Origin of the sequence: Mesorhizobium sp. M1088 (genome assembly GCF_040318575.1) — a bacterium.
In the GTDB taxonomy this organism is placed as follows: Bacteria; Pseudomonadota; Alphaproteobacteria; order Rhizobiales; family Rhizobiaceae; genus Mesorhizobium.
Window position 1 is genome coordinate 114,148 of the sequence record NZ_JAMYMO010000010.1, and the last position, 26,171, is coordinate 140,318.

Sequence of the window (26,171 nt, forward strand, 5' to 3'; positions counted from 1 at the left end):
GTTCCGCCAGAAATGGTGGAGCCGGCCCGGGGACGGGGCCGGCTCCTTAAACCCGGTCGTTGGGGACGGGGAGGGTGGGGACTCGACCGGGTTTCTCCTAAAGCGCGAAGTCATGCGACGCACTTAACCTCTGCTTTATGCATGTCGCCCAAAACCGCTACGCGCTTTTGGGCGACATGCCTTGGCGTCCTCAGCGGACGCTGGCGACCGCGTCGGAGCGGCCGTCGTTGATCGTCACCCAGGCGCCGGAATTCCGCTCGGACTGGCGCTTCAGGTAGGTGTAGCCGGTATTGGTCCAGGACAGCACCTTGGGCTGGAGATTGTCGAGGATGAACTCGCCAAGGCTGGTGCGCACGGTCAGCACCGCATGGCCGTCACCATTGCGCTGGCGCACCACCGTCATCAGCAGATCGCCGGCCGGCACGCCGATGCTCATCAGCTCGCGGCGCTTTTCCAGCGCATAGTCCTCGCAGTCGCCGAAGCCGCTATTGGGAAAGGACCAGACTTCCTCCTTGCCCCACATTTCCATGTCGGTGCGCGGCGCGACCCTGCTGTTGACCGAATTGTTGATCTTGACGATCGTCGCCCACAGCTTGCGGGTCAGCTCGACGGGTGCCCGGCCAGGCGTCCTCTGATTGCATTCCTGCGGAAGCTGCTGGCACAATTCGTAGTGTCCGACCGGCTGCGTGGTGCGGCCGCCGGTGTGCATGAAGGCCGGCTCCGCCGCGTTTACAGTCCCCCAACCGAAAAGCTGCATCGCTATTGCCGCCAGCAACAGCTTGCCCCTCATCCTGTTCATTATTCAGTCTCCCCGTTTGAGGAGACAATGACACGGCTGGATTTATTTGACGCAAAAGCGCGAAGTAGACATTAAGTAAAACGCCAGTAGAATAAACATAAAATTTGACGCAATTGAGTATAGAATTGTTAGGGTGCCCTTCGGGTGCATCCGCGACAGCGGGGCAGCGCCCCCTCGGTCCTGCCGGACATCTCCCCCACAAGTGGGGAGATTGGCAGTTCCGGCGGCCCGCTCATTCCTGCGACGCTTGAGATTGGTGAAAGCCGTTTTGAAAGCCGATCTCCCCCCTCGTGGGGGAGATGCCAAATGGTGGCAAAGAGGGCAAGACAGAGGGGGGCGCGAAGGATCGCCAGCCTCTCTCTTCCCTATAGTGCTGACGCTTCCGCGTCAGCCGCGCGACGAGCTGAATTCGGTATCGAGCGTTTCCGGCCGCTGGATGACGGCGAACTCGATGGCGACGCCATCTTCGAAATGCCGCACTATCTGGCCGCGCATGGTGCCCAGCGTCACCTGGACGCCGATGGCCGGCTTGACGTCGATCTCGATCGCCGCGCCAGACAGCGACAGGTCGATGATGCGGCACTGGTACTGGCGCCCGTCGGCAAGCTGCAGCACGCTCGTCGGGTTGCGCGGCGCCACGCGTTCATGGCGGCGGTCTTCCGGCAGGTCGAGCTCGTGCTTGTTGGCAAGCCAGGTCAGTTGCGCGGCGAGCTTGTCCCTCTTGCGGTCCGACGCGATGACGGTCATCGCAAAGCCATCCTGCAAAGTGCGGGTGATGACGCCTTCAATGCGGCCGATGTGATCGATATAGGCAATGACCTTTTCGCCAGCCAGGCCGGCGCGCTCGGTGCGCAGCGCAACGTTGCCGGGCGACATGTCGACCACCTGGCAGGGATGTTCGGTGCGGTCTTCCAGCATGAAGCGTCCGTAAATTTTCACGCGGACGCGCTGAAAGTTACGCCTTTCAGCTTGGGACGGCGCATGGTCGACCGCCGCTGACCTCATCACTGCCATACCCCGTTCGGCATTCCGCGCATGGATGCGGGGAATTTCAGCGGAAAACTACAACAAAGCAGGTTAACAAAGGGGAAAGCCCGGCGCCATTGCTTTAAGCTTTAGGCATCATTCCTCGCGTCCGCCGTCGAAGACGACCAGGTGACGGATGCGGCGGGCCTGGCCGAGCGCCGAAATCGTCTCGGGCGGGTCGAATTCCGACGGGGCGAGCGAGGGAACCTCTATCGCCGGCCGGTTCCCCGGGAACATCGGCTCCTTGTCGGGATCGACGACGCGGATCGAATCGATCAGCGCGTCGAGAACCGGGTCGGCGCCCAGCCAGAAGGGCTTTTCGACGGCACTTATAACACCGAGGCAACGCGGGCTCTCGACACCGCCGTCGAGCGGCAGCGCGAGCAGCTCGAACCTGTTGGAACGGCCGCTGCGGCTGAAACCCTCGTAGGTGATGAGCACCACCGATTTCAGGTCGAAGACGCCATCGGTCAGCTTCGAGATCAGCCGCTGGTCCTTCTCGCGCCACAGCGAAGGGAATGAAAACCCCTTGAGTTCGCGGCCATAGACCGCGCAGAGCCTGGTGCCGGCGAGCCGGAACACCGCTTCGCCGCGCGTGTCCTTTTCCAGGATGAACGTGTCGGCCAGCAGCGACTTGATGTCGGCGGGTTCGACTTCCGAGCGCTTCGGGGCAGGGCGTCCGTCACGCAACCGGTTCCAATAATGGAACAGCGTGATCGATCCGGTCTGGTTCATGCTAATGCTGCTCCGCGCATTCTGTCTTCTGATGTCCCATCGGTGAACAGAAGGGCGCCCTCCGAAGACCTACATGCGTTGCGGAGCAGGATGCGTGCCAGCATCGTTAATACTTGTTCACGGGTCGGGGCGGTTAAGGTTAACAACTGGTTTACGTTGCGCGCCGGCCAGGCCTGTGGCACACCAAAACCACTCCAGAAGCGGTCGTTTTGCGACGATCGGCAGCACTTCAGTCAAGAGTTCAGGGGGAGCAAGGGGGCTCGACCAGCCGTTCAAGGGAAACCTTGGACGGCTTCTTTTTTTGATTCGGGGCTGCTGATTCGCCGTTTGTGATTCGGTTGGCCGTGATCTACATGCTCGCCAAGTCCAATCCAGCGACTGAGTGCAAGCCATATGAGCGACCCAGAAAGCCCACCGGAGATCGAGCAGGGTCAGGGTGGGCCTGCCGCCCGCGAACCGGAGCAGCGCCGCGAACCGGTGTTCAACCTGCCGCCCGTGGTGCTGGCGGTGATCGGCATCTGCGTCGCGGTCCATCTGATCCGGGTCTATTGGCTGACCGACGACCAGGACTTCGAACTGCTTGTCCGGGCTGCCTTTATCCCCATCCGCTATTCGGGCCGCTTCGATCTGGATTTCTTCGCGTTTTCGAGCCCCTTTACCTATGCCTTCCTGCATGGCGGCTTTGCCCATCTTGCCATCAACATGGTGTGGCTCGCGGCCTTCGGCTCACCGTTGGCCAACCGCTTCGGCGCGCTGCGCTTCAGCCTGTTCTTCGCCGCGACCGGACTGGCGGCGGTGGCGTTGTTCTGGGCCATGCACCCGCTTGGCGAGGCGCCGCTGGTCGGCGCCTCCGGCGCGATTTCCGGCATGATGGGCGCGGCGGCACGCTACGGCTTCCGCATTGACCGATCGTCGGGCAAGGCCGCCTTCGCCGGCCAGCCTTTGCCGATGGCGGCGGTGCTGCGCTCGCGCGGCGTCGTCACCTTTCTCGCCATGTGGATGGTGATCAACCTCGCGACCGGCCTCTTCGGCCTGGCGCCTGGCATTGACGGCCAGATCGCCTGGGAAGCCCATATTGGCGGCTTTCTTGCCGGCTTTTTCGGCCTGCGGTTTTTTGATCGGCGAGAGCAGGTGCCCCGGCAGGCGGACGAGCCGGAGACCTGAGACGGCCGCACTTGAAATGCAACCGTTCGCGGCGCACCATGTTCATCCCAGGCCAAGCCGGCCAGGACAGGAGCCGGCAGGAAATGCAGAGGAGGACGCCATGACTGTTAAGGCAATTCTCGAGGCAAAAGGCCACGACGTGGTGACGCTCGGGCCGAACGAAAAGCTCAGCGAAGCCATCCGCATGCTTTCCGAACACAGGATCGGCGCGCTGGTCATCACCAACGGCGATCACAAGATCGTCGGCATTCTTTCCGAGCGCGATGTGGTGCGGGTTCTCGCCAAGGAGGGGGCGGCGGCGCTCGACCTTGCCGTCCGCTCGGCGATGACGCCCAAGGTGAAGATCTGCAATGAGAACCACACCGTCAACGAGGTCATGGAGATCATGACCAAGGGCCGCTTCCGCCATCTGCCGGTGGAAAAGAACGGGCTGCTCGACGGCATCGTGTCGATCGGCGACGTGGTCAAGCGGCGCATCGAGGATGTCGAGCGCGAGGCCGAGGAGATCAGGGCCTATATCGCCACGGCATAGGTGACGGCGGCCGGGTTGCCGGCAGGTCGATTTTTCAAGCTGCTATCGCAGTTCGTCGCGGCAGGTGCGGGCCTGTGCCGCGTCGGCGCCTGCGGCTTTGCGCTTGTCTCTTTTGGCGGTTTGCACTAGCGAAGTTGCACAGCAAAATATGCGTTCTCGCATATCCGCAATTTCAGTATGCAGGCCCTTATGAGCATTATCGACACCCGCACGCCCGACGCCAAGCGCCTGGTTCCCGGCGCCACCGGCGACTGGGAGATCATCATCGGCCTCGAGGTCCACGCGCAGGTGACCTCGCAGGCAAAGCTGTTTTCCGGCGCCTCGACCATTTTCGGCGCCGCGCCCAACGCCAATGTCAGCCTGGTCGACGCGGCGATGCCCGGCATGCTGCCGGTCATCAACGAGGAATGCGTCAAGCAGGCGATCCGCACCGGGCTGGGCCTGAAGGCCGAGATCAACCACAAATCGGTCTTCGACAGGAAAAACTATTTCTATCCCGACCTGCCGCAGGGCTACCAGATCTCGCAGTTCAAGCAGCCGATCGTCGGCGAGGGGAAGGTGATCGTCTCGGTCGGCCCGGACCGGCAGGGCGAATTCGAGGACATCGAGGTCGGCATCGAGCGCCTGCACCTGGAGCAGGACGCCGGCAAGTCGATGCACGACCAGCATGCGACGATGTCCTATGTCGATCTCAACCGCTCCGGCGTGGCGCTGATGGAGATCGTCTCCAAGCCGGATATGCGCTCCGCCGATGAAGCCAAGGCCTATGTCACCAAGCTGCGCACCATCGTGCGCTACCTCGGCACGTGCGACGGCAATATGGACGAAGGCTCCCTGCGCGCCGACGTCAACGTCTCGGTGCGCCGGCCCGGCGGCGAATTCGGTACGCGCTGCGAGATCAAGAACGTCAACTCCATCCGTTTCATCGGCCAGGCCATCGACTACGAGGCGCGCCGCCAGATCGCCATCCTGGAGGACGGCGGCAAGATCGACCAGGAAACGCGGCTGTTCGACCCCAACAAGGGCGAAACGCGCTCGATGCGTTCCAAGGAAGAAGCGCACGACTACCGCTATTTCCCCGATCCCGACCTTCTGCCGCTGGAATTCGACCAGGCCTATATCGACGTGCTGGCAAAGGACCTGCCGGAACTTCCCGACGCGAAAAAGGCGCGGCTGATCACCTCGCTCGGCCTGTCGACCTACGACGCCTCGATCCTGGTATCGGAAAAGGCGGTCGCCGACTATTTCGAGAAGGTGGCCGCTGGTCGCGATGGCAAGCTTGCCGCCAACTGGGTCATCAACGATTTGCTGGGTGCGTTGAACAGAGCCGGCAAGAGTATTGAAAATGCTCCGGTTTCGCCCGATCAGCTCGGCGCGGTCATCGATCTGATCAAGGAAGGCACCATCTCCGGCAAGATCGCCAAGGATCTGTTCGAGATCGTCTGGAACGAGGGCGGCGATCCGCGTCAGCTGGTCGAAAGCCGCGGCATGAAGCAGGTCACCGATACCGGCGCCATCGAAAAGGCGGTGGACGAGGTGATCGCGGCCAACCCGGACAAGGTCGAACAGGCGCGCGCCAAGCCGACCATGGCCGGCTGGTTCGTCGGCCAGGTGATGAAGGCGACCGGCGGCAAGGCCAATCCGCAGGCGGTCAACGAGCTGGTCAAGGCCAGGCTCGGGATCGAGTAGGATGTTCGTCCGCACCGCCGGCGAGCGCGATCTTGCGGCGGTGCGCGCATTGCTGGTCGAGACATGGCATGCCACCTATGATGCCATTTACGGCGGGGCGCGGGTCACCGAAATCACCGATGAATGGCATTCTATCGCCGCGCTCAAGGCACGGCTGACGCGGCCGAACTCGGAGTTCCTGGTCGCCGACGACGGCAAAAACATCGGCGGCATGGCTTTCGCCGCCGCTACCACGGATGCCAGGATCGTCATGCTGAACCAGCTTTACGTGCATCCGGCCTGGCAGAGGCAAGGCATCGGCCAGGCGCTGCTGGACGAGATCGCGGCCAGCTTTCCGGAGGCCCGGACGCTGCGTGTCGAGGTCGAGGAAGCAAATGCTCCGGCTGTCGCCTTCTACCGCTCGAGGGGGTTCTTGCCCGCCGGCAACACGGCCGATTGCGGCGGCGCCTCGGGATTGCCGGCGCTGGTTTTGGAGAAGGCGATCGGCTAGCTCGTTTGCCTGGCGCTCAGTTGCGTTTCTCAGGCAGGTTGGAGCAGCCGGCAGCGAGAAACTCGCACGGCAGGCTGCCGCCGCCGCCCGACGTGTGCGGGGGCGTGGCGGCTTCGATTTTTTCCACCTCGTAATATTTCGAGGTGACACCCCATTTTTTGACGCCCTGGCACGTCGAGCGCACGCCAACCTCCGTCGCCTTTGCCGCAGTCTTGTAATAGGTGGTGATCCGGCAGGATTGGCTGACCGGCAGCGCGTTCGCCGGGCTCGTGACCGGCGGCAGGAAGTTCGGGAAGGCAAGCAGCGAGATTGCCGCAATGATCCTGACGGCGGGCATGGTGAGGGGAAGGTGCTGCATCGTTTGTCTCCATCGATGGCGCCGCTCGCTCGTGGCGCAGCGGCGCGTTTGTTCCGGCAAGATCAGGCCATGATGCCGGTGCTGCCGCATCTGCCGCGCGGGGGAAGGCGGTAGCGGTCTGAACCGCCGCCGTCATCCGCGAGCGGCCGCGTCAGGGCGTTTTCGGCTTGATGAGCGTCTCTATCGGAACGGCGACTTTTGGAGGCCGGACCGTACTGGTTCCACCATCGACGGCCAGCCCGCCACTGTTGAGATAGCGTACCGTATAGTGCAGCTCATAGCCGGGAACTCTGATCCATGTAGGCTTGGGATTGAACTGGTCCGGCGGCCTCGAATACCACTTCGGGATCTGCATGATCTTGGAACCGGCACCGAATCCCGCAGTCTTGGCCGCTACTGCGAAGGCGCTGTCTCTGGGGTCGTTCGGCGGCTGGTCGACATTGCCGATGACGACCAGCGAATCGTATTTTCGCGCGTCCAGCCGTACTGCGGGAACGTTCAGCGCAGCCAAGTCGCCTTCGCGCATCGTCAGCGCCTTCTGACGGCCATCCTCATTGGCATAGACGTTGAGGTTTATGGCCTCGGATTCCGCATAGACGACATTGTTGTGGAAGTCGCGGGCTGGCAGGCGTGTGAGGCTGTCGAAGGTCACTTCAACCGTCGGCTTGGCTATGGCGTCCGTCACCACCAGGTTGCGCCGCGGCACCGTCCAGAAGATGAGATCATCGCCGGTGGCCTGCGTGCCGGCGTCGGAGCCGTCTATTGCCGAGCATTTCGAATTTGGAACCGGCGTCGTCACCGGCAGAGGTGCCGAAAACGAGCTGCGTACCTGAGCGTCGATGTAGTTGCCGACGTTGAAAACGTCTTCGAGGATGTTGCCGCCCTCGAAGCTCGCCGGGCCGGGTTGCGAGCGAATGATGACCTGGCTGGAATCGGTCTGCCAGCCGCTGCAGAAGACGTTGACGTCTATGGGAATGCCGATGTGGCGGTCGGAGGTCACCGGGATCGAGACTTTGATGGTCAGGATGTAAGGAACTTTGACAAACCAGCTGTTCGGCTGGTTCAGCATCTGCGTCGCAAAGCGCGACGGCCGCCATTGCTTCTGCGATTCGATCGATGCGCGTGATGATCGTCCCTGGGCGGCCAGCTGTGCGTTGGTGGCGTCGACCTTGGCTTGCGCCAGGTTGCGGACGGTGTTGGTGATCAGGAACACGCCGAGTTCGGCTTTGCAGGGCCTGTTCGATTGTGTGGCGTTGCATGGGGCAAGTGCCGCACTGGGAACCGGCGGCCCCGACGGCGGCGGCTGGGCGGCCGCGGCGGCCGCCATCAGGCAGAAGAACAGCATCGTGCAGGTTTTCAACATGGTATCCTCGCTCTTTCGGTTGGAAACCACCCTCCGGCTAGACAACACCATTTCTTCGACAGCGGTTCATCGCCCGCATGGGGGACGAACCGCGAAACATCGGGCCGGCCCAGCGACGTCGAGCCGCCGTCCTTTCGGATTGGATATCTACTGCTTCACGACGCCTTTGGTTGTCGCCATCGGCGCGACGACCTTGGGCTTGGGGGTTTTCGGGCCGGGGTCGACTACCAATGCGGCCGTGCAGGAGCATTTGCCCGAACCGCAGTTCAGGTCGCCCTTGCACATTTTGGAATGCCGCATATCGGTGCAGTCGGCGGTCCCGGAGCAGGAGCAACTGCCTTGCCCAATCGTTCCGGACTGACATTTGAAGCTCCATGCCGGATCGGCGGCAAGGCCGGCCACAGCGAGCGATACGGCAAAAAGCGTCGTCGAGATGAGCTTGCGCATGAATACCTCCCGGTTCTATCGAGCGATGGAACCACGAAGCAGCAACGCCTTCATCTCCCGCGCGGGGGACGAACTCGCATACCGATGACGATCGTCAATGCTGTCCCTTCAGCACGACGAGATAGCCGCGTTCGACGCGAAGCCGGAACGCGATTTGCCCTGCAGTGCCGGGATCCTTGGAAACCTTGTCGATGACATAGCCGCTGGGATGCGAGCCAAGCCATTCTTCCGGTTTGTCGGTGCTTTCGAACGGCTTTTGCAACCGGGCCAGGAAGCCGACTTCGCCCTGATAGTCGAAAGCCACGGCCCAGTCCGCATCCTTTCGCTCGTAGATGAAGTTGGCGAGCGGCGTCAGATCATAGCGTTTGAACGCGGTTGCCGATGCCACCGCGTGGCCAATGCCGAAAATGACAAGCATGACGATGGCCGAGCTCTTCAGCCTGGCGAGCGGGATCTCCGCCATGAAATAGCCGAACAGGATGACCACGAACGGCAACATCGGCACGACATAATGAGGCTGCTTGCCGGATATCGCGCTGAACACCAGAAACACGGCAACGAACGAGAATGACAGCAGGCGCAAGGCGCGCAGATCCGGCGACTTCGCGTCGATCAGGTTGCGTATCCGCGTGCGCAGCTTCAACCGCCACACCTCGGGTATGAAGATCCACGGTATGAACATGACGGGCAGCAGCAGCAGATAGAAATAGAACGGCCGGCCATGCGAATTGCGCAAATTGCCGGTGACGCGCCCCGCCGACTGGTTCCAGACGAGATCATAAACGAAATTGCCTTTTGTCAGGATGGTCGCCGGCACCAGCCAGATCGCCACCGGAATTAGTGCGGCGAGCAGGGCCAGGCCCACTCCAGCGAGGAAGTTCGGTGTCGTCAGTCCCGCCCGCCGGTCGCGCCAGAACGGGTAGAACAGGATGGGCGCGCCGATATGGATCAGCACCACTGGGCCTTTCGTCAGCACGCCCATGCCGATGAACAGCCCGGCCAGAACGGCCTGCCAGCGGTTGCCGCTGCGGGCAAAGGCAATCAACGACAACAGCGCGGCGAGCACAAAGACCGTCAGCAACAGGTCGAACAGGATCAGCGTCGAATAGATGACGAACACGCTGCTTCCGGCAACCAGCCAGGGGATGCGCCGAGCGATGTCGTCGCGGCCCGGAAACAGGGTCTTTGCCAACGCCGTCGTCAGCCAGATGACGAGCGAGGAGGCGGCGAAGATGACCAGCATCGCCGCCGGCCGGCTGGCGCCGAAAATGTTCCAGACAAGGTCGATCAGCCAAAACAGCAGTGGCGGCTTCTGCAGATAGGGCGCGAAATTCATCGTCGGGACGAAGATCTGTCCGCTCAGATACATTTCCCAGGTGACGCTGAGATATCGAGTTTCGTCGACGGGCAGCAGTGGCCGGAAAGCGACCGCGATTACGATCAGCCCAAGCAGAAAGAGGTAGGGGAGCAGCCGCTCGGTAGATGTCGGTGTCAAAGATCGAGATCCGCGCCAGAAACCATTTTCATTCCAGCCGAGCATAGTGCCGCGTTTCTGGACCGCGAACGACCGCACCATGATTTTGGCCGAATTGCAACGATGCCGGTTTCATTTCCCAGATTTTGCGGACGATGGTGTCAAAGGTTTGAAAAACTTACCTGCCGAGTCATTTGGACCACCGCCGGTTCGAGGAATCTGCGCAAATCAACTGGAGCGCAACGGCGGTGACAATTCGCGCATCAACAGTTCGAGCTCGCGCTGATCGCCGGTACCGGTCTTGTCGAAGATCGTCGCCAGCTGCGACTTGACGGTGCCGGCCGAGACGCCGCCGGCCGCGGCGATTTCCTTTCGCGTCAGGCCGGCGGCAACGTGACCGGCGACTCGCCTTTCTGCCGCGGTCAGTCCGAACAGCGCCGCAATGGCGTCCAGCGCCGGGGTCGGTGTCGAACCGGCCGCGGCGATGAAGATCGCTGCGGCGGCGCGTTGCGAGATGCGCGCCGAGATTTCACGCCGCGCCAGCGGCATGACATGGGCCACTGCCGGAACGACCGTCCTGGCCAGGGGAATGTTGATGCCACAAGGCCCGAGCGCGAATTCGTCGCGCGTGCCGAGCTGGACGGCACGGCCGATCGCGGCGTTGGCGTTGGCATAGGTGAAGGAAAGCTGTCCGCGCACGCAAGCGACCGAGATGTTTTCGGCGAGCAGCGCTTCGGCTGACGGGTTGGCGAAGATGATGGTCATGTCTTCGGCCACGATCAGCACCGGATGGTCGAGGCTTTCGATGATGGAACGGAAGATTTCGGCCTTGCGCCGCTCGGCTTCGAACAGGTCGCCGATGGTCACCGCGCGCCGCACATGCGGTGCCAGCAGGCTGACAAGCTCGAGATCCTCGCGGGAAATCTGGCGCCTGTCCTTGTCGGTCACCACCATCAACGTGCCGATCCGGGTCGGCCGCTTCATCAACGCCACCCAGAAGAAATCGTCCAGGCGGTTGGGTTGCACCCATTCGCGCACGATGCGGCTTTCGAGCCATCTCTGTCGCGTATCCGGGCCTTGCAAAGCGTAGATCGAATCGACGGTGAACGGCACGTCGATCTCCATCTTGGGAACCGCCGCATAGAACGGCACTTGCGAGCCGTAGTCATGCTTCAACGGCTCAAGAACTGCGGGATCGCCGCAGGACACCGAAAATCGCGCGGAGCTGCTGATCGTGTCGATGACGGCGAGCATGGCAAGCTGGCCTTCCGCCAGATTGCAGATGGCCTCGAGTGTCGCCTGCCAGCGGTCGACGTCGGCAATCGAATCGTAGATCGCCTCAACGACCTGCGGCAATGCGCGACCGGCCGTGCCCGCCAGCGATGACATGAGCCCCTCTCATTTGCCGTCCTTGAGGCAACGAAGCTTCAACTGCTAGAATAACGCTGCGTAAGGTTGCCAACAACCTATTTCATCTGCTTCGGACGGCCGCGAAAATAGCGTGAACGTATCGCTTTCCCGTCAGCCATTTGCTCGCCTGTTGCGGCAAGACCCTTGCCTTCGCAATGCCGTGACGCCATAAGCAGGAACAGGCGCCGCAGCCGCCGCGAGGACTTGCTTCAAGGACTTGCCACGAGGATTTGGATGAAGACTTTCCTTCTGCAGTTTTTCACCTGGTGGAACAGCCAGACATTGGGAACGCGCTTCCACACCTGGCGGCAAGGCAAGAAGGTCGGGCAGGACGAGGTCGGCAACGTCTACTATGAGGGCGGCGTCGATTCGGAAGGCCGCACCCGTCGCTGGGTTATCTACCGCGACTATTCGGAAGCCTCGGCGATTCCGCCCGGCTGGCATGGCTGGATCCATCATCGTGTCGACGTTGCGCCGCCAAGCGAAGACTACAAGCCACGCGACTGGCAAAAGCCGCATGTGCCGAACCTCACCGGCAGCCCCGCGGCCTATCGCCCGAAAGGCTCGGTGCTGACCAACCAGCATCGTCCGCAGGTGACGGGCGACTACGACGCCTGGACGCCTGGTTCGTGATCGATCGCCGCGACACGCGCGCGGTCCCCAAGGGCGCGGTCCCCACGGGGGCGGTCCTTTGTCGCCACAATTGCTGTTTAGCTGTTTGCTGATCCGACAGCAGCAACTAGCCTTGGCGTTAAGAGAATCACCCCGGGCGCAAACCACCGGACCTTGCATGAGCATGTTCAGCCGAATTTTGACGGGCGGATTAACCGCGGTCGTTCTCGCTTCTATGGTGGCGCTTGCTACTGCGCAGGAATTGGCGCCGCCTGCGCCGGACGCGTCGGTGGCGCCTGCAGCACCGGCAGTATCCGAGCGCATCACCAATCCAGTCGCTGAATTCGCCGGCATCGACAAGATCACCGGCCGTATCATCACCTTCGATGTTTATATCGACGAGACAGTTCAGTTCGGCGCTTTGCAGGTGACGCCGCGCATCTGCTATTCGCGGCCCGAAAACGAAGAGCCGAAGACGGATTCGTTCGTCGAGGTCGACGAGATCACGCTCGACCGGAAAATACGCCGTATCTTCACCGGCTGGATGTTTGCCGAAAGCCCCGGGATCAACGCCGTCGAGCATGCCGTCTATGATATCTGGCTGAAGGGCTGCAAGCAGAAGTCCGATGTGCCGGCACCCGCCGCCCCCAAAACCAACTAGAACCTGTCAGTGCGCGGCGGATACCGCGCCCTGCGGAACCGCCGCGTTGCCCGAGCGTTGGTGCCTCTCTACGGAGGAGGTTGCCATGATGATGGCCAACAAGAACGAACTTCTCGACATCGAAAGGGGATTCTGGAGCGGCGGTGCCGACTATTTCAAGGCCAATGCCGATACCGACTGCCTGGTGGCCTTCCCGCAGATGGCGCGGGTGATGAGCAATACCGATCTGGCCGCAACTGTCACGGACCCGAACCGCTGGCGCGATCTCGACATCGACCTCAAGGGCATCATCGAGCCGGGCAGCGACATCGTCATGCTGACCTACGAGGCGCGTGCGACGCGGCAAGATGGCGAAGCCTATGCGGCGCTGGTCAGCACCGGCTATGTCCACCGCGTCAATGGCTGGAAGATGATGTTCCACGCACAGACGCCGCTGGTGACGGCAGCAAAAGGCTGACCGGCCGCAAGAGCAAGTCCAGGAAAGTGTGAACGGCTTTCCGGAATTGCGTTTATGTGAAACGATGAACCATTCCAGGTTATGGAAAAAACACGGCCTCGCCCTTCAGCGCCTCGGCCAGCATCTTCTCGTACTTGCCGCGCGGCACGTCGATTGCACCGAAGCGTTTGAGATGCTCGGTGGTGAACTGCGTATCGAGCAGTGCAAAGCCACGCGCCTTCAGGCGTTCGACGAGGTGAACCAGGCAGGCCTTTGACGCGTCGGTCTCCCTGGCGAACATGCTCTCGCCGAAGAACACGCGGCCGAGCGATACGCCGTAGAGCCCCCCGACCAATCGGTCGTTGTGCCAGGCCTCGACCGAATGGCAATGGCCCATCCGATGCAGCTCGATATAGGCTTCGCGGATCGGCGCGTTGATCCAGGTCGAGCGACGTTCCTCGCGCCTTTCAGCGCAGGCCTCGATCGTCGCCTCAAAGTCGAAATCGATGCGGAACTCGAACAGGTTCTTGCGGATCGTCTTTCTCAGGCTTTTCGGTATGTGGAACCCGTCGAGCGGAATGATGCCGCGCGTCTCCGGCCGCACCCAGAATACTTCGGGGTCATTGGCGCTTTCGGCCATCGGGAAGACGCCGGAGGCATAGGCTTTGAGCAAAAGGTCGGTCGGGATGCGATAACCGGGTGCGTAGGGACGGGTCATCGCTTCGCCCTGTATCACTCGCCTTCGGCCAGGTATTTTTCCAGCCAATGGATGTCGTAGTCGCCATTGGCGATGTCGGCGTTGCCAACGAGGTCGCGAAACAGTGGCAGCGTCGTCTTGATGCCGTCGACGACGAATTCGTCGAGCGCGCGCCGCAGCCGCATCATGCATTCGACGCGGTTGCGGCCATGCACGATCAGCTTGCCGATCAGGCTGTCGTAGTAGGGCGGGATCTTGTAGCCCGAATAGACGCCGGAATCGACGCGGATGCCGAGCCCGCCCGGCGTGTGGAAATGGGTGATGGTGCCCGGCGAGGGGGTGAAGGTGCGCGGATCCTCGGCATTGATGCGGCATTCTATGGCATGGCCGTGGAAGCGGATATCCTCCTGGCGCACCGAAAGCCCGCCGCCCGAGGCGACGCGGATCTGCTCGTGCACGAGGTCGATGCCGGTGATCGCCTCGGTCACCGGATGTTCGACCTGCAGGCGCGTGTTCATCTCGATGAAATAGAACTCGCCGTCCTCATAGAGGAATTCGATGGTGCCGGCGCCGGAATAGCCGAGATCGGCGATCGCCCTGGCGCAGACGCCGCCAATATGCGCGCGCTCCTCGGCATTGAGCGCCGGCGAGGGCGCTTCTTCCCAGACCTTCTGGTGGCGGCGCTGCAGCGAGCAGTCGCGCTCGCCGAAATGCACGCCGCGCCCGGCGCCGTCGCCGAACACCTGCACTTCGATATGGCGCGGCTTCTGCAGATATTTCTCGATGTAGACTGCGTCGTCGCCGAAGGCCGCACCCGCCTCCGAGCGTGCCGTCTGCAGCGCCACCTCGAGATCGGCCTCGCTACGCGCCACTTTCATGCCGCGCCCGCCGCCGCCGGCCGATGCCTTGATGATCACGGGGTAGCCGATCGCGGCGGCAATGCGCTTGGCTTCCTTGTCCTCGGTGACCGCGCCGTCGGAGCCGGGCACCACGGGAATGCCGAGGCGTTTTGCGGTACGCTTGGCCTCGATCTTGTCACCCATGATGCGGATATGGTCGCCGGTCGGGCCGATGAAGGTGATGTTGTGCGCGGCGAGGATGTCGGCGAACTTGGCGTTCTCCGACAGAAAACCGTAGCCGGGATGCACCGCGTCGGCGCCGGTGATCTCGCAGGCGGCGACGATCTGGTGGATGTTGAGATAGCTGTCGCGCGACGGCGGCGGGCCGATGCAGACGCTCTCGTCGGCGAGACGCACATGCATGGCGTCGGCGTCGGCGGTCGAATGCACCACCACCGTCTGGATGCCGAGCTCCTTGCAGGCGCGCAGCACCCTGAGGGCGATTTCGCCGCGATTGGCGATGAGGATTTTCTGGAACATCTTTCGCCTGTTCCCGGCTCTACTCGATCACGACGAGCGGCATGCCATATTCGACCGGCTGCGCATCTTCGAACAGGATCGCCGTCACCGTGCCGGCGCGCGGCGAGGGGATCTGGTTCATCGTCTTCATTGCTTCGATGATCAGCAGCGTCTGGCCTTCCTTGACCTTCTGGCCGATTTCGATGAACGGCCTGGCGTCCGGCGACGGTGCCAGATAGGCGGTGCCGACCATTGGCGAGGCGACGGCGTTCTTCGACACTTCGGGCGTCGCCGGGGCGGCCGCTGCCGCGGGCTGCGCGGCTGCCGGGGCATAGGCCGGCTGAGTTGCGGCGACCGCATGGACGGCCGGCGCCTGCCGCGAGACGCGCACCTTCAGATCGCCCAGCTCGACCTCGATCTCGGTCAGGTTGGTGTCGTTCAGTATGCCCGCCAGATCGCGGATCAGCTGCTGGTCAACACCGTTCTTCTTTATCGACATTTTCGAGCCTTCTGTTTGTTGGCCGGTCATAGGCGTGCAGCCAGCGCCTGCAGCGCCAGCGTGTAGCCGAGCGGCCCGAACCCGCAGATCATGCCGACGGCGACCGGCGCGACCATGGAGACGTGGCGGAATGGTTCCCGCGCGTGGATGTTGGAGAGATGCACCTCAGCCACCGGCAGCGGCGCGACGGCGCGGATGGCATCGTGAATGGCGATCGAGGTATGGCCGTAGGCGCCCGGATTGATGACGATTGCGGCGGCCTTGTCGGCGGCCTCGTGGATCCAGTCGACGAGGTCGCCCTCATGGTTCGACTGGCGGAAATCGATCTCCAGCCCAAGTGCGGCACCTGCCTGCTTGCAGTCGTCGGCGATCGCGGCAAGCGTCTTGCCGCCATAGATGCCCGGCTCGCGCTTGCCGAGCGCGTTGAGATTGGGGCCGTTCAGGACGAAAACCGTTTTCAAAAAATGCCGACCTTTCCCGGCGCGGCTAAGCCGGCGCGCCGGACCCTCTATAATGGGCATAGACGCTGGCGAAAAGAGCGCAAGTGCGTTCTTTCGCCGTCCACAACAGCCGGAAAACGGCCCGTGCCGGAAACCCGCAGCCTAATCGAAACCCGAATGCTGATCAGAGCGCGGCCTTCGCCGCCTCGATCTTTTCGGCCAGCACTTCCTGGCCAAGCGCGCCGAACACCACCTCGTTGCCGACGACATAGGACGGCGTTCCGGTGATGGCGAGCTTGGTGGCGAGATCATAGGTCTTGGAGAAGGCCTCGGTGATGCTCGGGTCCTTCATCTTTTCGCGCAGCGCCGCCTCGTCGGCGCCGAGCGACAGCGCCACCTTGATTGCCGCCGCCTCGGTGGCGCGCCCCTGGCCGCCGAGTAGCGCATTATGGAATTCGCCGTATTTCTCCGGCTTCATCAAATGGAAGGCCATCGAGACGACGCTCGCCTTCTGCGAATCCGGGCCGAGGATCGGGAACTCCTTGAGTACGAAGCGCAGGTCCGGATCGGCCTTGGTCAGCGCGCGCATGTCGTCGATGGCGCGTTTGCAGTAGCCGCAATTATAATCATAGAATTCGACGATCGTGACCTTGCCGTTCGGATTGCCGACAACACCGTCGAATGAGGAATTGAAGATCTGGTCCTTGGCGTCTTTGATGACGCCGAGACTGGCGACGCGCTGTTCTTCCTTCTGCTTGGCCTCGAGTGCCTGCTGGGCTTCCAGAAGCACTTCCGGGTTCTTCAGCAGATAGTCGCGGACGATGCCTTCGACTTCGGCACGGTCGAGCTTGGTACCTGAGGACGTCGTCTGGGCAAGCTGTGCCGTGCCGGCCTTCGCCGTCTGCGGATTGCCGGCGACGAAGCCGAACGCCAGCATCGCGAGAGCCGCTGCCACTCCGGTAATGCCCAGCAGAATTGCCTTTGTCATGATCCTCGATCCTCTTGCCTGTGTTCGGGTCCGCCCGGTTTGGCTGTGTCGCAGCCTGCGTCCGAAAGGTTCACTTCTTCTTACCTGATGGTGCGTAGTTTATAATGTCCTGCGCGCGAAGCCAGCCCGGCTCGCCCCGCTTCATGCTCTGCTGCGCCCGCATGGCGAAGATTTTCGCATTCTTGTAGTCGCCGGAATAGAAATGCCCTTCGGCGGTTGCAAGCTCGGCGGCCGGGATGTTGCCGAGTTCCCCGTAAGCCTGTGCCAGATAGCGGTATCCGGCGGCGTTTTCGCGATCCCGTCCGAGGCCGGTGTTGATCTGCGCCACCGCCTTCTTCAGCGAATCCTGCGTGCCGATCGCCATCAGCGCCTGGCCGTAAGAGACCGGCAGCAGCCCCGATCGCGCCGGATCGAGGCTGACCGACTTGGCATAGGCGTCCGCCGCATCCTTCGGCCGGTTCGCCTTCATCAGGATGTCGCCGCGCAATTCCTGGAAATAGGGATTTTTCGGCTGTTCCTTGATCAACGCGTTGGTCTTGGCGAGCGCCGACGCCAGATTGCCGAACAGATAGGTCATCTGCGCGTCGCCATAGCGTGAGGCGAGGCTGCCGGGGTTCTTTCGCATCAATCGCGACGCCGCCGCCTGGCCCTGCATGTAGGCGGCGATCTTGATGCGCATCATGTCATGGCGCTGCTGCAGTGCCGGCGGGTCGACCTTGTCGACGTAAGGGCTCTGCTTCACCAGCACTTCGAGATTGGCGATACGCTCCTGCGGCATCGGATGGCTGATCCTGTAGGGATCGACTTGCGCGCCCGAGAGCGACAATGCGTTCTGGAAGCGGCCAAACGTCTTCAGCATGCCCATGCCGGACTGGCCGGTTGCATTGAGATAGGTGATCGCCGAACGGTCGGCGGTCATCTCTTCGGTGCGCTGATAAGCGAGGATGCTGCGTTGCGCCATCTCGCCGCCGCCGGCCACCACGCCCATGCCGGCGCCGGCGAGACCGCGGCTGTTGCTGGTGGCGCCGGCCACCATGGCGCCGGCGCCAAGCAGCGTCGCCAGGATCGCCATCGTCTTGGCGCGCTCGAGCTGTTCTCGCAATTTCTGCTGGTGTCCGCCGGCGATATGGCCGGCCTCGTGGGCAATGACGCCAATGATCTCGTTGGGCGTTTCGGCCGTCATCAGCGCGCCGGTGTTGATGAACAGCCGGCGGCCGGCAACAAAGGCGTTGAAGCTCTGGTCGTTGACCAGCACGATGTTGATGGCGTCGCCCGACAAGCCCGCCGCCTTGAAGATCGGCCGCGCGTAATCGCGCACCAGCGCCTCGATCTCGGCATCGCGCACAACCGGCACATTCTGCGCAAAGGCATTGACCGAGCCGGCCATGGCGACCACCGCAGCAAGCGACAGCGTCGCGAGGGCGCGCGCTGTCCTGGCGATCGTCGATTTGGGTCGGCTCAACATGGCAGGTCCACTGGTAGACGAGTGGGCGAAGGATGAAAAGTCGGCAGCCTAAACTTACCGAACTTGTGATCCCCACACCAATCGGGCATTTGTGCGGCGCGGCCAGCATGGCCGGCACGTGTGGACAAGTGTGGTGGATTGAAAAATGGTTGTTTCGCTTTCGCGCCGCGGCGCGGTCGAACCGTTCCATGCCATGGACATCCTGGCCGAGGCGAATCGGCTGAAAGCCAAGGGCCTGCCGGTCGTTTCTATGGCCGTCGGCCAACCTTCCGATCCGGCGCCGGCCGGGGTTCGCGAAGCGGCGGCCAATGCCTTGAAAGCAGGCCGCATCGGCTATACCGACGCGCTGGGCCTCGCCGGTCTACGCAAGGCGATCGCGACGCATTATGGCGAGCACTACGGGCTTGACGTTTCGCCCGAGCGGATAGCCGTCACCACCGGATCGTCGGCTGCCTTCAACCTCGCTTTCCTGGCAATGTTCGATCCAGGCGACCGCGTCGCCATCGCTGCGCCCGGCTATCCTGCCTATCGCAACATCATGGCCGCGCTCGGCATCGACATCGTCGAGATCGAGTTGGACGGCGCCGCCTATCTGCATGCCGAGCACCTGCAAGCCGCGCATCGCGAAAAACCGCTGAAGGGCGTGCTGTTCGCCAGCCCGGCCAACCCGACCGGCGCGGTCATTCCCGCCGGCGATCTCGAGGCGCTGGTCAAAACGGCGCAAGAGCTCGGCATCGCCGTCATCTCGGACGAAATCTATCACCGGCTGGCCTATGCGGCGCCCGACACGACGGCGCTTGCTTTCGGCGCGGATGTGACGGTGATCAATTCCTTCTCGAAATATTATTGCATGACCGGCTGGCGCATCGGCTGGATGGTGCTGCCGCAGGAACTGGTGCGGCCAGTCGAGCGCATCGCCCAGAGCCTCTACATCTCGCCGCCCGAACTGTCCCAGATTGCCGCGATCGAGGCATTCAAGGCGACGCCAGAGCTGGAAGCGGTGAAGGCGCGCTATGCCTGGAACCGCGAGCTCCTGATACAACGCCTGCCGGAGCTCGGCTTTGCTTTGGCCGCGCCCATGGACGGCGCGTTCTACGCCTTCTGCGACGTCACCAGGCACACCAATGACAGCATGGCGTTTGCGCGCAGGATGCTTGCCGAGGCGCATGTGGCGGCGACGCCGGGCCGCGATTTCGACCCGCTGCAAGGCCATCGCACGATGCGCTTTTCCTATGCCGGCAGCCACGACGACATGGTCGAGGCGATGGCGCGTATCGAACGCTGGCTGAAGTAGCGGGGGCGACGATGCCGGAGCTTGAACAGGCGCCCCAGCTTGAACAGGCGTTGCGCGAGGTCGCTGCCGAAATGGCGGAGCGTACCGATCGCGGCGACGTCGCCAGCTATATCCCCCAGCTCGGCAAGATCGATCCGAAAAAATTCGGCATTGCCGCGGTGACCAATGACGGCCGCATGCTGACCGCGGGCGACGCCGACGAGGCGTTTTCGATCCAGAGCATCTCAAAGGTGTTCACGCTGACGCTGGCGCTCGGCAATGTCGGCGACGCGCTGTGGCAGCGGGTTGGGCGCGAACCTTCGGGCAATCCGTTCAACTCGATCGTCCAGCTCGAGCACGAGAACGGCATTCCGCGCAATCCATTCATCAATGCCGGCGCCATCGTCGTCTCCGACATCCTGCTTGCCGGCCATCAGCCGCGCGAGGCGATCGGCGAGATCCTGCGCTTCATCCAGTTCCTGGCCGATGACGACACCATCGTCATCGACCGCGAGGTCGCGGCGTCCGAACGCGCCACCGGCTTTCGCAATTTCGCGCTTGCCAATTACATGAAATCGTTCGGCAATCTTCACCATGCGCCGGAACTGGCGCTGGGCGTCTATTTCCACCATTGCGCTATCGCCATGAGCTGCCGGCAACTGGCCCTGGCCGGCCGCTTCCTCGCCAATGGCGGCAAGAACCCGGCGACCGGGCATTCCGTCGTGTCGGCCGAGCGCGCCCGCCGCATCGGAGCGATGATGCTGACCTGCGGCCACTATGACGGCTCCGGCGACTTCGCTTTCCGCGTCGGCATTCCCGGCAAGAGCGGCGTTGGCGGCGGCATATTGGGGATCGTGCCGGGGGTTGCCTCGCTTGCCGTATGGTCGCCAGGCCTCAACGCCAACGGCAATTCCAGGCTGGGTTCGATCGCGCTGGAAAAACTGGCGAAGACGATGAACTGGTCGATCTTCGCGCCATAGTCACCATAGTATAGTCACCATAGTGTTGTCGCCTGAATTGGGGCAAAAAAAATCCCGCGCAGCCGATCGGCGACGCGGGATTTTTTAATCAGAAAGTCTGGCTAATGCGCGGAAAGGCTTAGAAAAAGCCCTTCCGTTGCCACCAGCCGGCACGCTTCGGCTTGTCCTCGGCCTTTGCTTCCTCGGTCTTTGCCTCGTCGGCCTTTGCCTCGTCCGGGACGATCGAGGAGACGACCGGCACGACCGGAGCATCCACCGGTACCGGCTTGCGCCGCGACGGCCGGACCTTCGGCGCTTCCTCGGCAGCCGCCACTTCGGTCTCCTGCGACACCGGTGCGGGGGTCTCGCCGGAAGCCACGGAGGCGGCCTCGGCAGCCGATGTCTCGGCGCCCGCAATCTCGGCAACTGCTTCCGCCGCAACCTTCTTCGGCTTGGCGGCGCGGCGCGGCTTCTTCGGCTTTTCGGCGCTCGGCGTGTCGTCGTTCGCCGGAGCACGCACCGCAAGCTCTTCGGCCGGCGGCGCACCTTCCGGCTCGCCGGTCACGGGCTGTGCTTCCGACACCGCACCTTCCGTCATGGCGGCCGGCTCGCCGGCGCTGGCTTCGATCTCGCCTTCGCCCTCTTCGCGGCGATTGCGCTTGCCGCCGCGCTTGCCGCGCCGGCGCTTCTTGCCGTGACCGTCGTCCGCCGCTTCCGCCGTTTCGGCAACACCGGCCGGCGCTTCACGTTCCGCTTCGGCACCTTGATCGCCGGCGGCGACGAAGGCATCGTCTATCGGCGCCGAAACGGAAGCACCTTCCACAGCAGCGCCATGCTCGCGATCGCCATGTTCGCGTTCCCCGTGCTCACGATCCCCGTGTTCACGATCCCCATGTTCACGATCCTTGCCGCCGCGCCGTCTGCGGCGCTTGCGGCGCTTGCGATCGCGGCCTTCGCCGTCCTCGCCGGACCTTGGCTGCTGCGGCTGCTGGGCAGGGCGTGGCTGCTCGGCCTGCACCGGTGCCTCGTCTTCCTCTTCGATGACGATCTCGTCCTCGGGTTCTTCCGGCTCGACATAGGCCGGGAACGTGCGCGCCTCGACAAAGCCTTCCGGCTTTTCGGCCAGCGCGCCGCGGAAGATGGCATAGTGTTGTGCACCGACCGCGTCATCGGCTTCGATGGTGATGGTCACGCCGAAGCGATGCTCGAATTCCACCAGCGTGCCGCGCTTGTGATTGAGCACATAGAGCGCGGTCGCCGCCGGCGTCCGCACCGTGATGTGGCTGCGCGAATCCTTGAGCAGGAATTCCTCGATTGCCCGCACCACCATCAGCGCGACCGACGAATCGGAGCGCACATGGCCGGTGCCGCCGCAATGCGGGCAAGGCTTCATCGTCGATTCCAGCACGCTGGCGCGGATGCGCTGGCGCGACATCTCCATCAGGCCGAAATGCGAGATGCGGCCGACCTGGATGCGGGCACGATCGTTCTTGAGGTGATCCTTCAGCCGCTTCTCGACGGAGCGGTTGTTGCGGTTCTCTTCCATATCGATGAAGTCGATGACGATGAGGCCGGCGAGATCGCGCAGCCTCAATTGCCGGGCGACTTCCTCGGCGGCTTCCAGATTGGTGTGAAGTGCGGTGTCCTCGATCGAGTGCTCCTTGGTGGAACGGCCCGAATTGACGTCGATGGCGACCAGCGCTTCCGTCTGGTTGATGATGATGTAGCCGCCGCTCTTCAGCGTCACCTGCGGCTGCAGCATGCGGTCGAGTTGCGCTTCGATGCCGTTGCGCACAAAGATCGGCGTCGTGTCGCGGAACGGCTGAACCACCTTGGCGTGGCTCGGCATCAGCATGCGCATGAAGTCCTTGGCCTCGCGGTAGCCTTCTTCGCCGGAAACCAGGATCTCGTCGATATCCTTGTTGTAAAGGTCGCGCACCGAGCGCTTGATCAGGCTGCCTTCCTCGTAAACCAGGGCAGGGGCCGTGGATTGCAGCGTCAGATTGCGGACGTTTTCCCAAAGCCGCATCAAATATTCGTAGTCGCGCTTGATCTCTGCCTTGGTGCGGCTTTCGCCTGCCGTACGCAGGATGACACCCATGCCTTGCGGCACTTCGAGATCGGCGACCACTTCCTTCAGCCGCTTGCGGTCCTGCGCATTGGTGATCTTGCGCGAAATACCGCCGCCGCGGGCCGTGTTCGGCATCAGCACCGAATAGCGGCCGGCCAACGACAGGTAGGTGGTCAGCGCTGCACCCTTGTTGCCGCGCTCTTCCTTGACGACCTGCACCAGCAGGATCTGCCGGCGCTTGATCACCTCCTGGATCTTGTACTGGCGACGGACCGGCTTGCGGCGGTTGCGCACTTCTTCCAGCGCGTCCTCGGCGCCGACCGATTCGACCTCGTGATCGTCCGGATGCGAGGATTGCACCTCTTCCAGCATGCCGCGATCATTGTCTTCGGAGGTTGCTTCGCCGCTTGTCTCGGTCCCGCTTGTCTCGGGCCCGCTTACCTCGACTTGCGGGACGGCTTCCGAGATTACGTCGGCATCGACGCTGGCAGCGATGGAACTGGAACCGCCTTCGGACGGCTCGGTCTCACCGCGATCGGCGGCTTCATCGCTCTGCCCGGCGGCACCCTCGCTCTGTCCGGCAATGTCGGACATGGTGTTGTCGTCAACGGCATCCAGCTTTTCTGCGACGGCATCTTCGCCGTTCTCGCCATTCTCGCCGTCGGCCGCGCCTGCCTCGCGCCTGTGCTCGCCGCGGTCGCGGCTCTTGCCGCCGCGCCGGCGTCCGCGCTTGCCACGGTCGCGGCTCTGGCGGTCCTCGCCTTCGGCGGCTTCCTCGTCCTCTTCGTCCTGGGCTTCCTGTGCTTCCGCACGCAGCAGCGCCTGACGGTCGGCGACCGGAATCTGGTAGTAGTCGGGGTGTATTTCACTGAAGGCGAGGAAACCGTGACGGTTGCCGCCATATTCGACAAAGGCTGCCTGAAGAGAAGGTTCGACGCGCGTTACGCGGGCGAGATAGATGTTTCCTTTGAGCTGCTTCTTGTCCTGGGATTCAAAGTCGAATTCTTCAATACGGTTACCGCGAACGACGACAACGCGTGTTTCCTCCGGGTGGGAGGCGTCTATCAGCATTTTGTTGGGCATTATTTCGTTTCCTCCCGGCAGCCGTCGGCCGCAGCTTGCGAGGCAATGCCCGCTGCCGTGGACCTGGAACATGGGTGCCGGACAATTGAACGTCCGCCGGCCGCTGCCTGAGCGCCATGGCGGTGCCGCCCGCAGCCGTAGTGGCGCGGTTTGTTGCGGACCTTTCCATGATTGCGCTTGAAGCCATCGTCACCAGCAGAACCTTTTGAACCAAAGCCCGGAAAAAACCGGACCAGCTTGTTTGCTCATACAGAGCCGGCACGGGACAATCCCGGCCGTTTTGCTCACGCAGGCGAGTCCCCCGCCACGGGAGCACGCCTGCGAAAATCGTCGCGATCACCGATGCCTTCTTCGCCTGAAGCGAAAGGAGCCGTCTTGCGTCTGACCTGTAGCAGGAAGCTGCGGAGGAGGACGGTTCCAGGATTGCAGTGATCCACCATCGCTTTTATGATTTGGCGGGTTGGAAGGCAACCCCGATTCCCGATGCCGGCAAAAAGCCGTTCCGCAGCGGAAGCCCAGGTTCCAAGCCTTCCATGAAAAGGCTTGGTTAACCTTCTCTGGATACCAATCGTTAATCGAGTTCGCGGCCTGGCAGCACTTTGACAAGCAATAGGGCACTTCGACAAGCGATCGGGCATGACGCCAACGGGAGCGATTGGTAGAAAGATGGGACTGGCAGGCTTCGCAGACAAGGGCCGTCATCATGGAGGCTGGTTGTTCCGCACCGCCTGCCTGCTGCCGCTGATCCTGGCTTGCCTGGTCTTTTCGCCGCTTTCGCGTGCTGCCGACGTACCGCTCGGCGCCACAAGCTACAAGATGGCCGGCGATGCCACCAAGATGCGCATCGTCATCAATTTCGACCGCGAACCCGACATCAAATGGTTCCTGCTGCGCGGCCCCAATCGCCTGGTCATCGATCTGCCGGCCACCAGATTTGCCCTCAATGCCAGGGATGTAAAGCCGCGCGGCCTTGTCCGCACGGTGCGTTACGGCGAGCTCGGCGAGGGGAAATCGCGGCTGATTCTCACCGGCAAGGGACCGTTCGCCGTCGACAATCTCGACGTGCTCAAGAACGGTGACGGCAACGGCTACCGCATCGCCATCGACATGTCGGCGGCCTCGCAGCGGGAATTCGACGCAGCGCTCGCCAATCAGGCGCTGACCACCGGTTCGACGGTCTCCGCCGACAAGGCCGGCAGGGTCGGTACCGGGCCGGTCTCCAATCCGGGCCATCGTTTCACCGTCGTCGTCGATCCCGGCCATGGCGGCATCGACGGCGGTGCCGAGGGCCTGAACGGTACGGTCGAAAAGAACGTGACGCTCGCCTTTGCCATGGAACTGCGCGACAAGCTCGCCGCCAGCGGCAAATACGACGTGTTCCTGACGCGCGAAACGGACGAGTTCCTGCGGCTCGACGACCGCGTGCGCATTGCCCGCCAGCATGAGGCCGACCTGCTCATCTCGATCCATGCGGACACGATCAGCCTCAAGGGCATTCGCGGCGCAACCGTCTACACCGTGTCCGACAAGGCTTCCGATCCCGAGGCGCAGGCGCTTGCCGACCGTGAAAATCTTTCCGACCAGTTCGCCGGCATGGAGATCAAGGACGACAGCAAGGAAGTGACCGATATCCTGATCGACCTGATCCGCCGCGAGACGCATAATTTTTCGATGAGCTTCGCCCATACTCTCGTCGGCCAGCTTTCCACCAGCGTCGGTCTGATCAACAACCCGCAGCGTTCTGCTGGCTTCAAGGTGCTGAAGGCGCCGGACGTTCCATCCGTGCTGGTCGAACTCGGCTATCTGTCGAACGCCAAGGACGAAGCGCAGTTGCTCAGCGCCGATTGGCGCAGCAAGGCGACCCAGAGCATAACCAACGCCGTTGCCCTGTTTGCTTCGGCCAAGGGCGGAACGGGGGCCGGAGGCTGAAATGTCCGCCGGCGCCCACAACCTGAAGCAGCGTTGCACGGCGACAACACCCTGTGCTTTTATTTCCGGCATTCGAAACCGAAATCCCGCGCTGCCGTATTTTGCCCACATGGTCGCGACATGGATTTTGCGATTACGGTTTGGGATCGTCCCGAAAGCTTGCGTGAAGGGCGGCTTCGTTTAGGAAATTCCCGAACCAAGGACTGGAGCGGG

General features: G+C 62.7%; 26 protein-coding genes. 11 read left to right on the forward strand and 15 right to left on the reverse strand.

The features are described 5' to 3' along the window. Positions 1 to 190: 190 nt before the first annotated feature. From NKH49_RS15420 to NKH49_RS15430, 3 genes are all read right to left on the reverse strand, one after another. The gene (locus NKH49_RS15420; RefSeq protein WP_352451124.1) at positions 191 to 790 is read right to left on the reverse strand and encodes a transglutaminase-like cysteine peptidase; all 600 of its coding nucleotides are present in this window, start codon (positions 788 to 790) and stop codon (positions 191 to 193) included. Positions 791 to 1,186: 396 nt separating this feature from the next. After that, complete coding sequence (locus tag NKH49_RS15425) at positions 1,187 to 1,804, reverse strand: PilZ domain-containing protein (RefSeq protein WP_352541383.1); 618 nt, start codon at positions 1,802 to 1,804, stop codon at positions 1,187 to 1,189. 117 nt (positions 1,805 to 1,921) lie between these two features. Beyond that, a complete protein-coding gene (locus tag NKH49_RS15430; protein ID WP_023674809.1) occupies positions 1,922 to 2,560 on the reverse strand; it encodes a PAS domain-containing protein in 639 nt (212 codons plus the stop codon). 393 nt (positions 2,561 to 2,953) lie between these two features. On the opposite strand from NKH49_RS15430, the gene NKH49_RS15435 reads away from it, so the two are divergent. The 4 genes from NKH49_RS15435 to NKH49_RS15450 all read left to right on the forward strand — a co-directional run bounded on the left by NKH49_RS15435 (position 2,954) and on the right by NKH49_RS15450 (position 6,435). Continuing rightward, a complete protein-coding gene (locus NKH49_RS15435; RefSeq protein WP_352819365.1) occupies positions 2,954 to 3,724 on the forward strand; it encodes a rhomboid family intramembrane serine protease in 771 nt (256 codons plus the stop codon). Positions 3,725 to 3,824: 100 nt separating this feature from the next. Beyond that, on the forward strand, positions 3,825 to 4,256 hold the full coding sequence (locus tag NKH49_RS15440) for a CBS domain-containing protein (protein WP_023674810.1): 432 nt from the start codon (positions 3,825 to 3,827) through the stop codon (positions 4,254 to 4,256). A gap of 189 nt (positions 4,257 to 4,445) precedes the next feature. Further along, the gene (gene gatB, locus NKH49_RS15445) at positions 4,446 to 5,945 is read left to right on the forward strand and encodes an Asp-tRNA(Asn)/Glu-tRNA(Gln) amidotransferase subunit GatB (protein ID WP_352774566.1); all 1,500 of its coding nucleotides are present in this window, start codon (positions 4,446 to 4,448) and stop codon (positions 5,943 to 5,945) included. Between the two features lies 1 nt (position 5,946). Next, positions 5,947 to 6,435: a GNAT family N-acetyltransferase gene (locus tag NKH49_RS15450; protein ID WP_352926522.1), complete on the forward strand. Its 489-nt coding sequence runs from the start codon at positions 5,947 to 5,949 to the stop codon at positions 6,433 to 6,435. Positions 6,436 to 6,451: 16 nt separating this feature from the next. On the opposite strand, the gene NKH49_RS15455 is transcribed toward NKH49_RS15450, so the two are convergent. From NKH49_RS15455 to NKH49_RS15475, 5 genes are all read right to left on the reverse strand, one after another. Then, positions 6,452 to 6,793, reverse strand: coding sequence for a hypothetical protein (locus tag NKH49_RS15455; protein ID WP_352501642.1), 342 nt, complete (start codon positions 6,791 to 6,793; stop codon positions 6,452 to 6,454). A 151-nt stretch (positions 6,794 to 6,944) separates the two neighbouring features. After that, entirely contained in the window at positions 6,945 to 8,153 is a 1,209-nt protein-coding gene (locus NKH49_RS15460; RefSeq protein WP_352926525.1) for a hypothetical protein, read from the reverse strand. Positions 8,154 to 8,303: 150 nt separating this feature from the next. Further along, positions 8,304 to 8,603 (reverse strand): hypothetical protein, encoded by a 300-nt coding sequence (locus NKH49_RS15465; protein WP_352472757.1) that lies wholly within the window; start codon positions 8,601 to 8,603, stop codon positions 8,304 to 8,306. Between the two features lie 94 nt (positions 8,604 to 8,697). Beyond that, positions 8,698 to 10,098, reverse strand: a complete 1,401-nt coding sequence (locus tag NKH49_RS15470) for an ArnT family glycosyltransferase (protein WP_352835973.1) — start codon at positions 10,096 to 10,098, stop codon at positions 8,698 to 8,700. A 207-nt stretch (positions 10,099 to 10,305) separates the two neighbouring features. Then, on the reverse strand, positions 10,306 to 11,466 hold the full coding sequence (locus NKH49_RS15475; protein ID WP_352926528.1) for a helix-turn-helix transcriptional regulator: 1,161 nt from the start codon (positions 11,464 to 11,466) through the stop codon (positions 10,306 to 10,308). 255 nt (positions 11,467 to 11,721) lie between these two features. Here NKH49_RS15475 and NKH49_RS15480 point away from each other — a divergent pair, with 255 nt between their 5' ends. The 3 genes from NKH49_RS15480 (at position 11,722) to NKH49_RS15490 (ending at position 13,217) form a co-directional block, all read left to right on the forward strand. Continuing rightward, on the forward strand, positions 11,722 to 12,120 hold the full coding sequence (locus NKH49_RS15480; RefSeq protein ID WP_352926531.1) for an NADH:ubiquinone oxidoreductase subunit NDUFA12: 399 nt from the start codon (positions 11,722 to 11,724) through the stop codon (positions 12,118 to 12,120). 157 nt (positions 12,121 to 12,277) lie between these two features. Further along, positions 12,278 to 12,760, forward strand: coding sequence for a DUF2155 domain-containing protein (locus NKH49_RS15485; protein ID WP_023674819.1), 483 nt, complete (start codon positions 12,278 to 12,280; stop codon positions 12,758 to 12,760). A gap of 88 nt (positions 12,761 to 12,848) precedes the next feature. Then, a complete protein-coding gene (locus NKH49_RS15490) occupies positions 12,849 to 13,217 on the forward strand; it encodes a hypothetical protein (RefSeq protein ID WP_023674820.1) in 369 nt (122 codons plus the stop codon). A 79-nt stretch (positions 13,218 to 13,296) separates the two neighbouring features. On the opposite strand, the gene aat is transcribed toward NKH49_RS15490, so the two are convergent. From aat to NKH49_RS15520, 6 genes are all read right to left on the reverse strand, one after another. Further along, positions 13,297 to 13,914, reverse strand: coding sequence for a leucyl/phenylalanyl-tRNA--protein transferase (aat, locus tag NKH49_RS15495; RefSeq protein ID WP_023674821.1), 618 nt, complete (start codon positions 13,912 to 13,914; stop codon positions 13,297 to 13,299). Positions 13,915 to 13,928: 14 nt separating this feature from the next. Then, the gene (gene accC / locus NKH49_RS15500; protein WP_023674822.1) at positions 13,929 to 15,272 is read right to left on the reverse strand and encodes an acetyl-CoA carboxylase biotin carboxylase subunit; all 1,344 of its coding nucleotides are present in this window, start codon (positions 15,270 to 15,272) and stop codon (positions 13,929 to 13,931) included. A 19-nt stretch (positions 15,273 to 15,291) separates the two neighbouring features. Then, entirely contained in the window at positions 15,292 to 15,750 is a 459-nt protein-coding gene (accB, locus tag NKH49_RS15505) for an acetyl-CoA carboxylase biotin carboxyl carrier protein (protein ID WP_352926534.1), read from the reverse strand. Positions 15,751 to 15,776: 26 nt separating this feature from the next. After that, positions 15,777 to 16,211: a type II 3-dehydroquinate dehydratase gene (aroQ, locus tag NKH49_RS15510; protein WP_023717478.1), complete on the reverse strand. Its 435-nt coding sequence runs from the start codon at positions 16,209 to 16,211 to the stop codon at positions 15,777 to 15,779. Positions 16,212 to 16,374: 163 nt separating this feature from the next. Next, the gene (locus NKH49_RS15515; protein WP_352926537.1) at positions 16,375 to 17,178 is read right to left on the reverse strand and encodes a DsbA family protein; all 804 of its coding nucleotides are present in this window, start codon (positions 17,176 to 17,178) and stop codon (positions 16,375 to 16,377) included. Positions 17,179 to 17,248: 70 nt separating this feature from the next. Beyond that, positions 17,249 to 18,643, reverse strand: coding sequence for a M48 family metalloprotease (locus NKH49_RS15520; protein WP_352684843.1), 1,395 nt, complete (start codon positions 18,641 to 18,643; stop codon positions 17,249 to 17,251). 145 nt (positions 18,644 to 18,788) lie between these two features. Between NKH49_RS15520 and NKH49_RS15525 the strand changes: the two genes are divergently transcribed. Continuing rightward, the gene (locus NKH49_RS15525) at positions 18,789 to 19,937 is read left to right on the forward strand and encodes a pyridoxal phosphate-dependent aminotransferase (RefSeq protein ID WP_352926540.1); all 1,149 of its coding nucleotides are present in this window, start codon (positions 18,789 to 18,791) and stop codon (positions 19,935 to 19,937) included. Positions 19,938 to 19,948: 11 nt separating this feature from the next. Then, entirely contained in the window at positions 19,949 to 20,896 is a 948-nt protein-coding gene (locus NKH49_RS15530) for a glutaminase (protein WP_352501649.1), read from the forward strand. A 118-nt stretch (positions 20,897 to 21,014) separates the two neighbouring features. On the opposite strand, the gene NKH49_RS15535 is transcribed toward NKH49_RS15530, so the two are convergent. After that, the gene (locus tag NKH49_RS15535) at positions 21,015 to 24,029 is read right to left on the reverse strand and encodes an Rne/Rng family ribonuclease (RefSeq protein WP_352926543.1); all 3,015 of its coding nucleotides are present in this window, start codon (positions 24,027 to 24,029) and stop codon (positions 21,015 to 21,017) included. A gap of 666 nt (positions 24,030 to 24,695) precedes the next feature. Between NKH49_RS15535 and NKH49_RS15540 the strand changes: the two genes are divergently transcribed. Beyond that, the gene (locus NKH49_RS15540) at positions 24,696 to 25,958 is read left to right on the forward strand and encodes an N-acetylmuramoyl-L-alanine amidase (RefSeq protein ID WP_352926586.1); all 1,263 of its coding nucleotides are present in this window, start codon (positions 24,696 to 24,698) and stop codon (positions 25,956 to 25,958) included. 1 nt (position 25,959) lies between these two features. Beyond that, positions 25,960 to 26,142 carry a hypothetical protein gene (locus NKH49_RS15545; RefSeq protein ID WP_352457449.1) on the forward strand — a complete coding sequence of 61 codons (183 nt, stop codon included), beginning with the start codon at positions 25,960 to 25,962 and terminating at the stop codon, positions 26,140 to 26,142. The last annotated feature ends 29 nt before the right edge of the window (positions 26,143 to 26,171 follow it).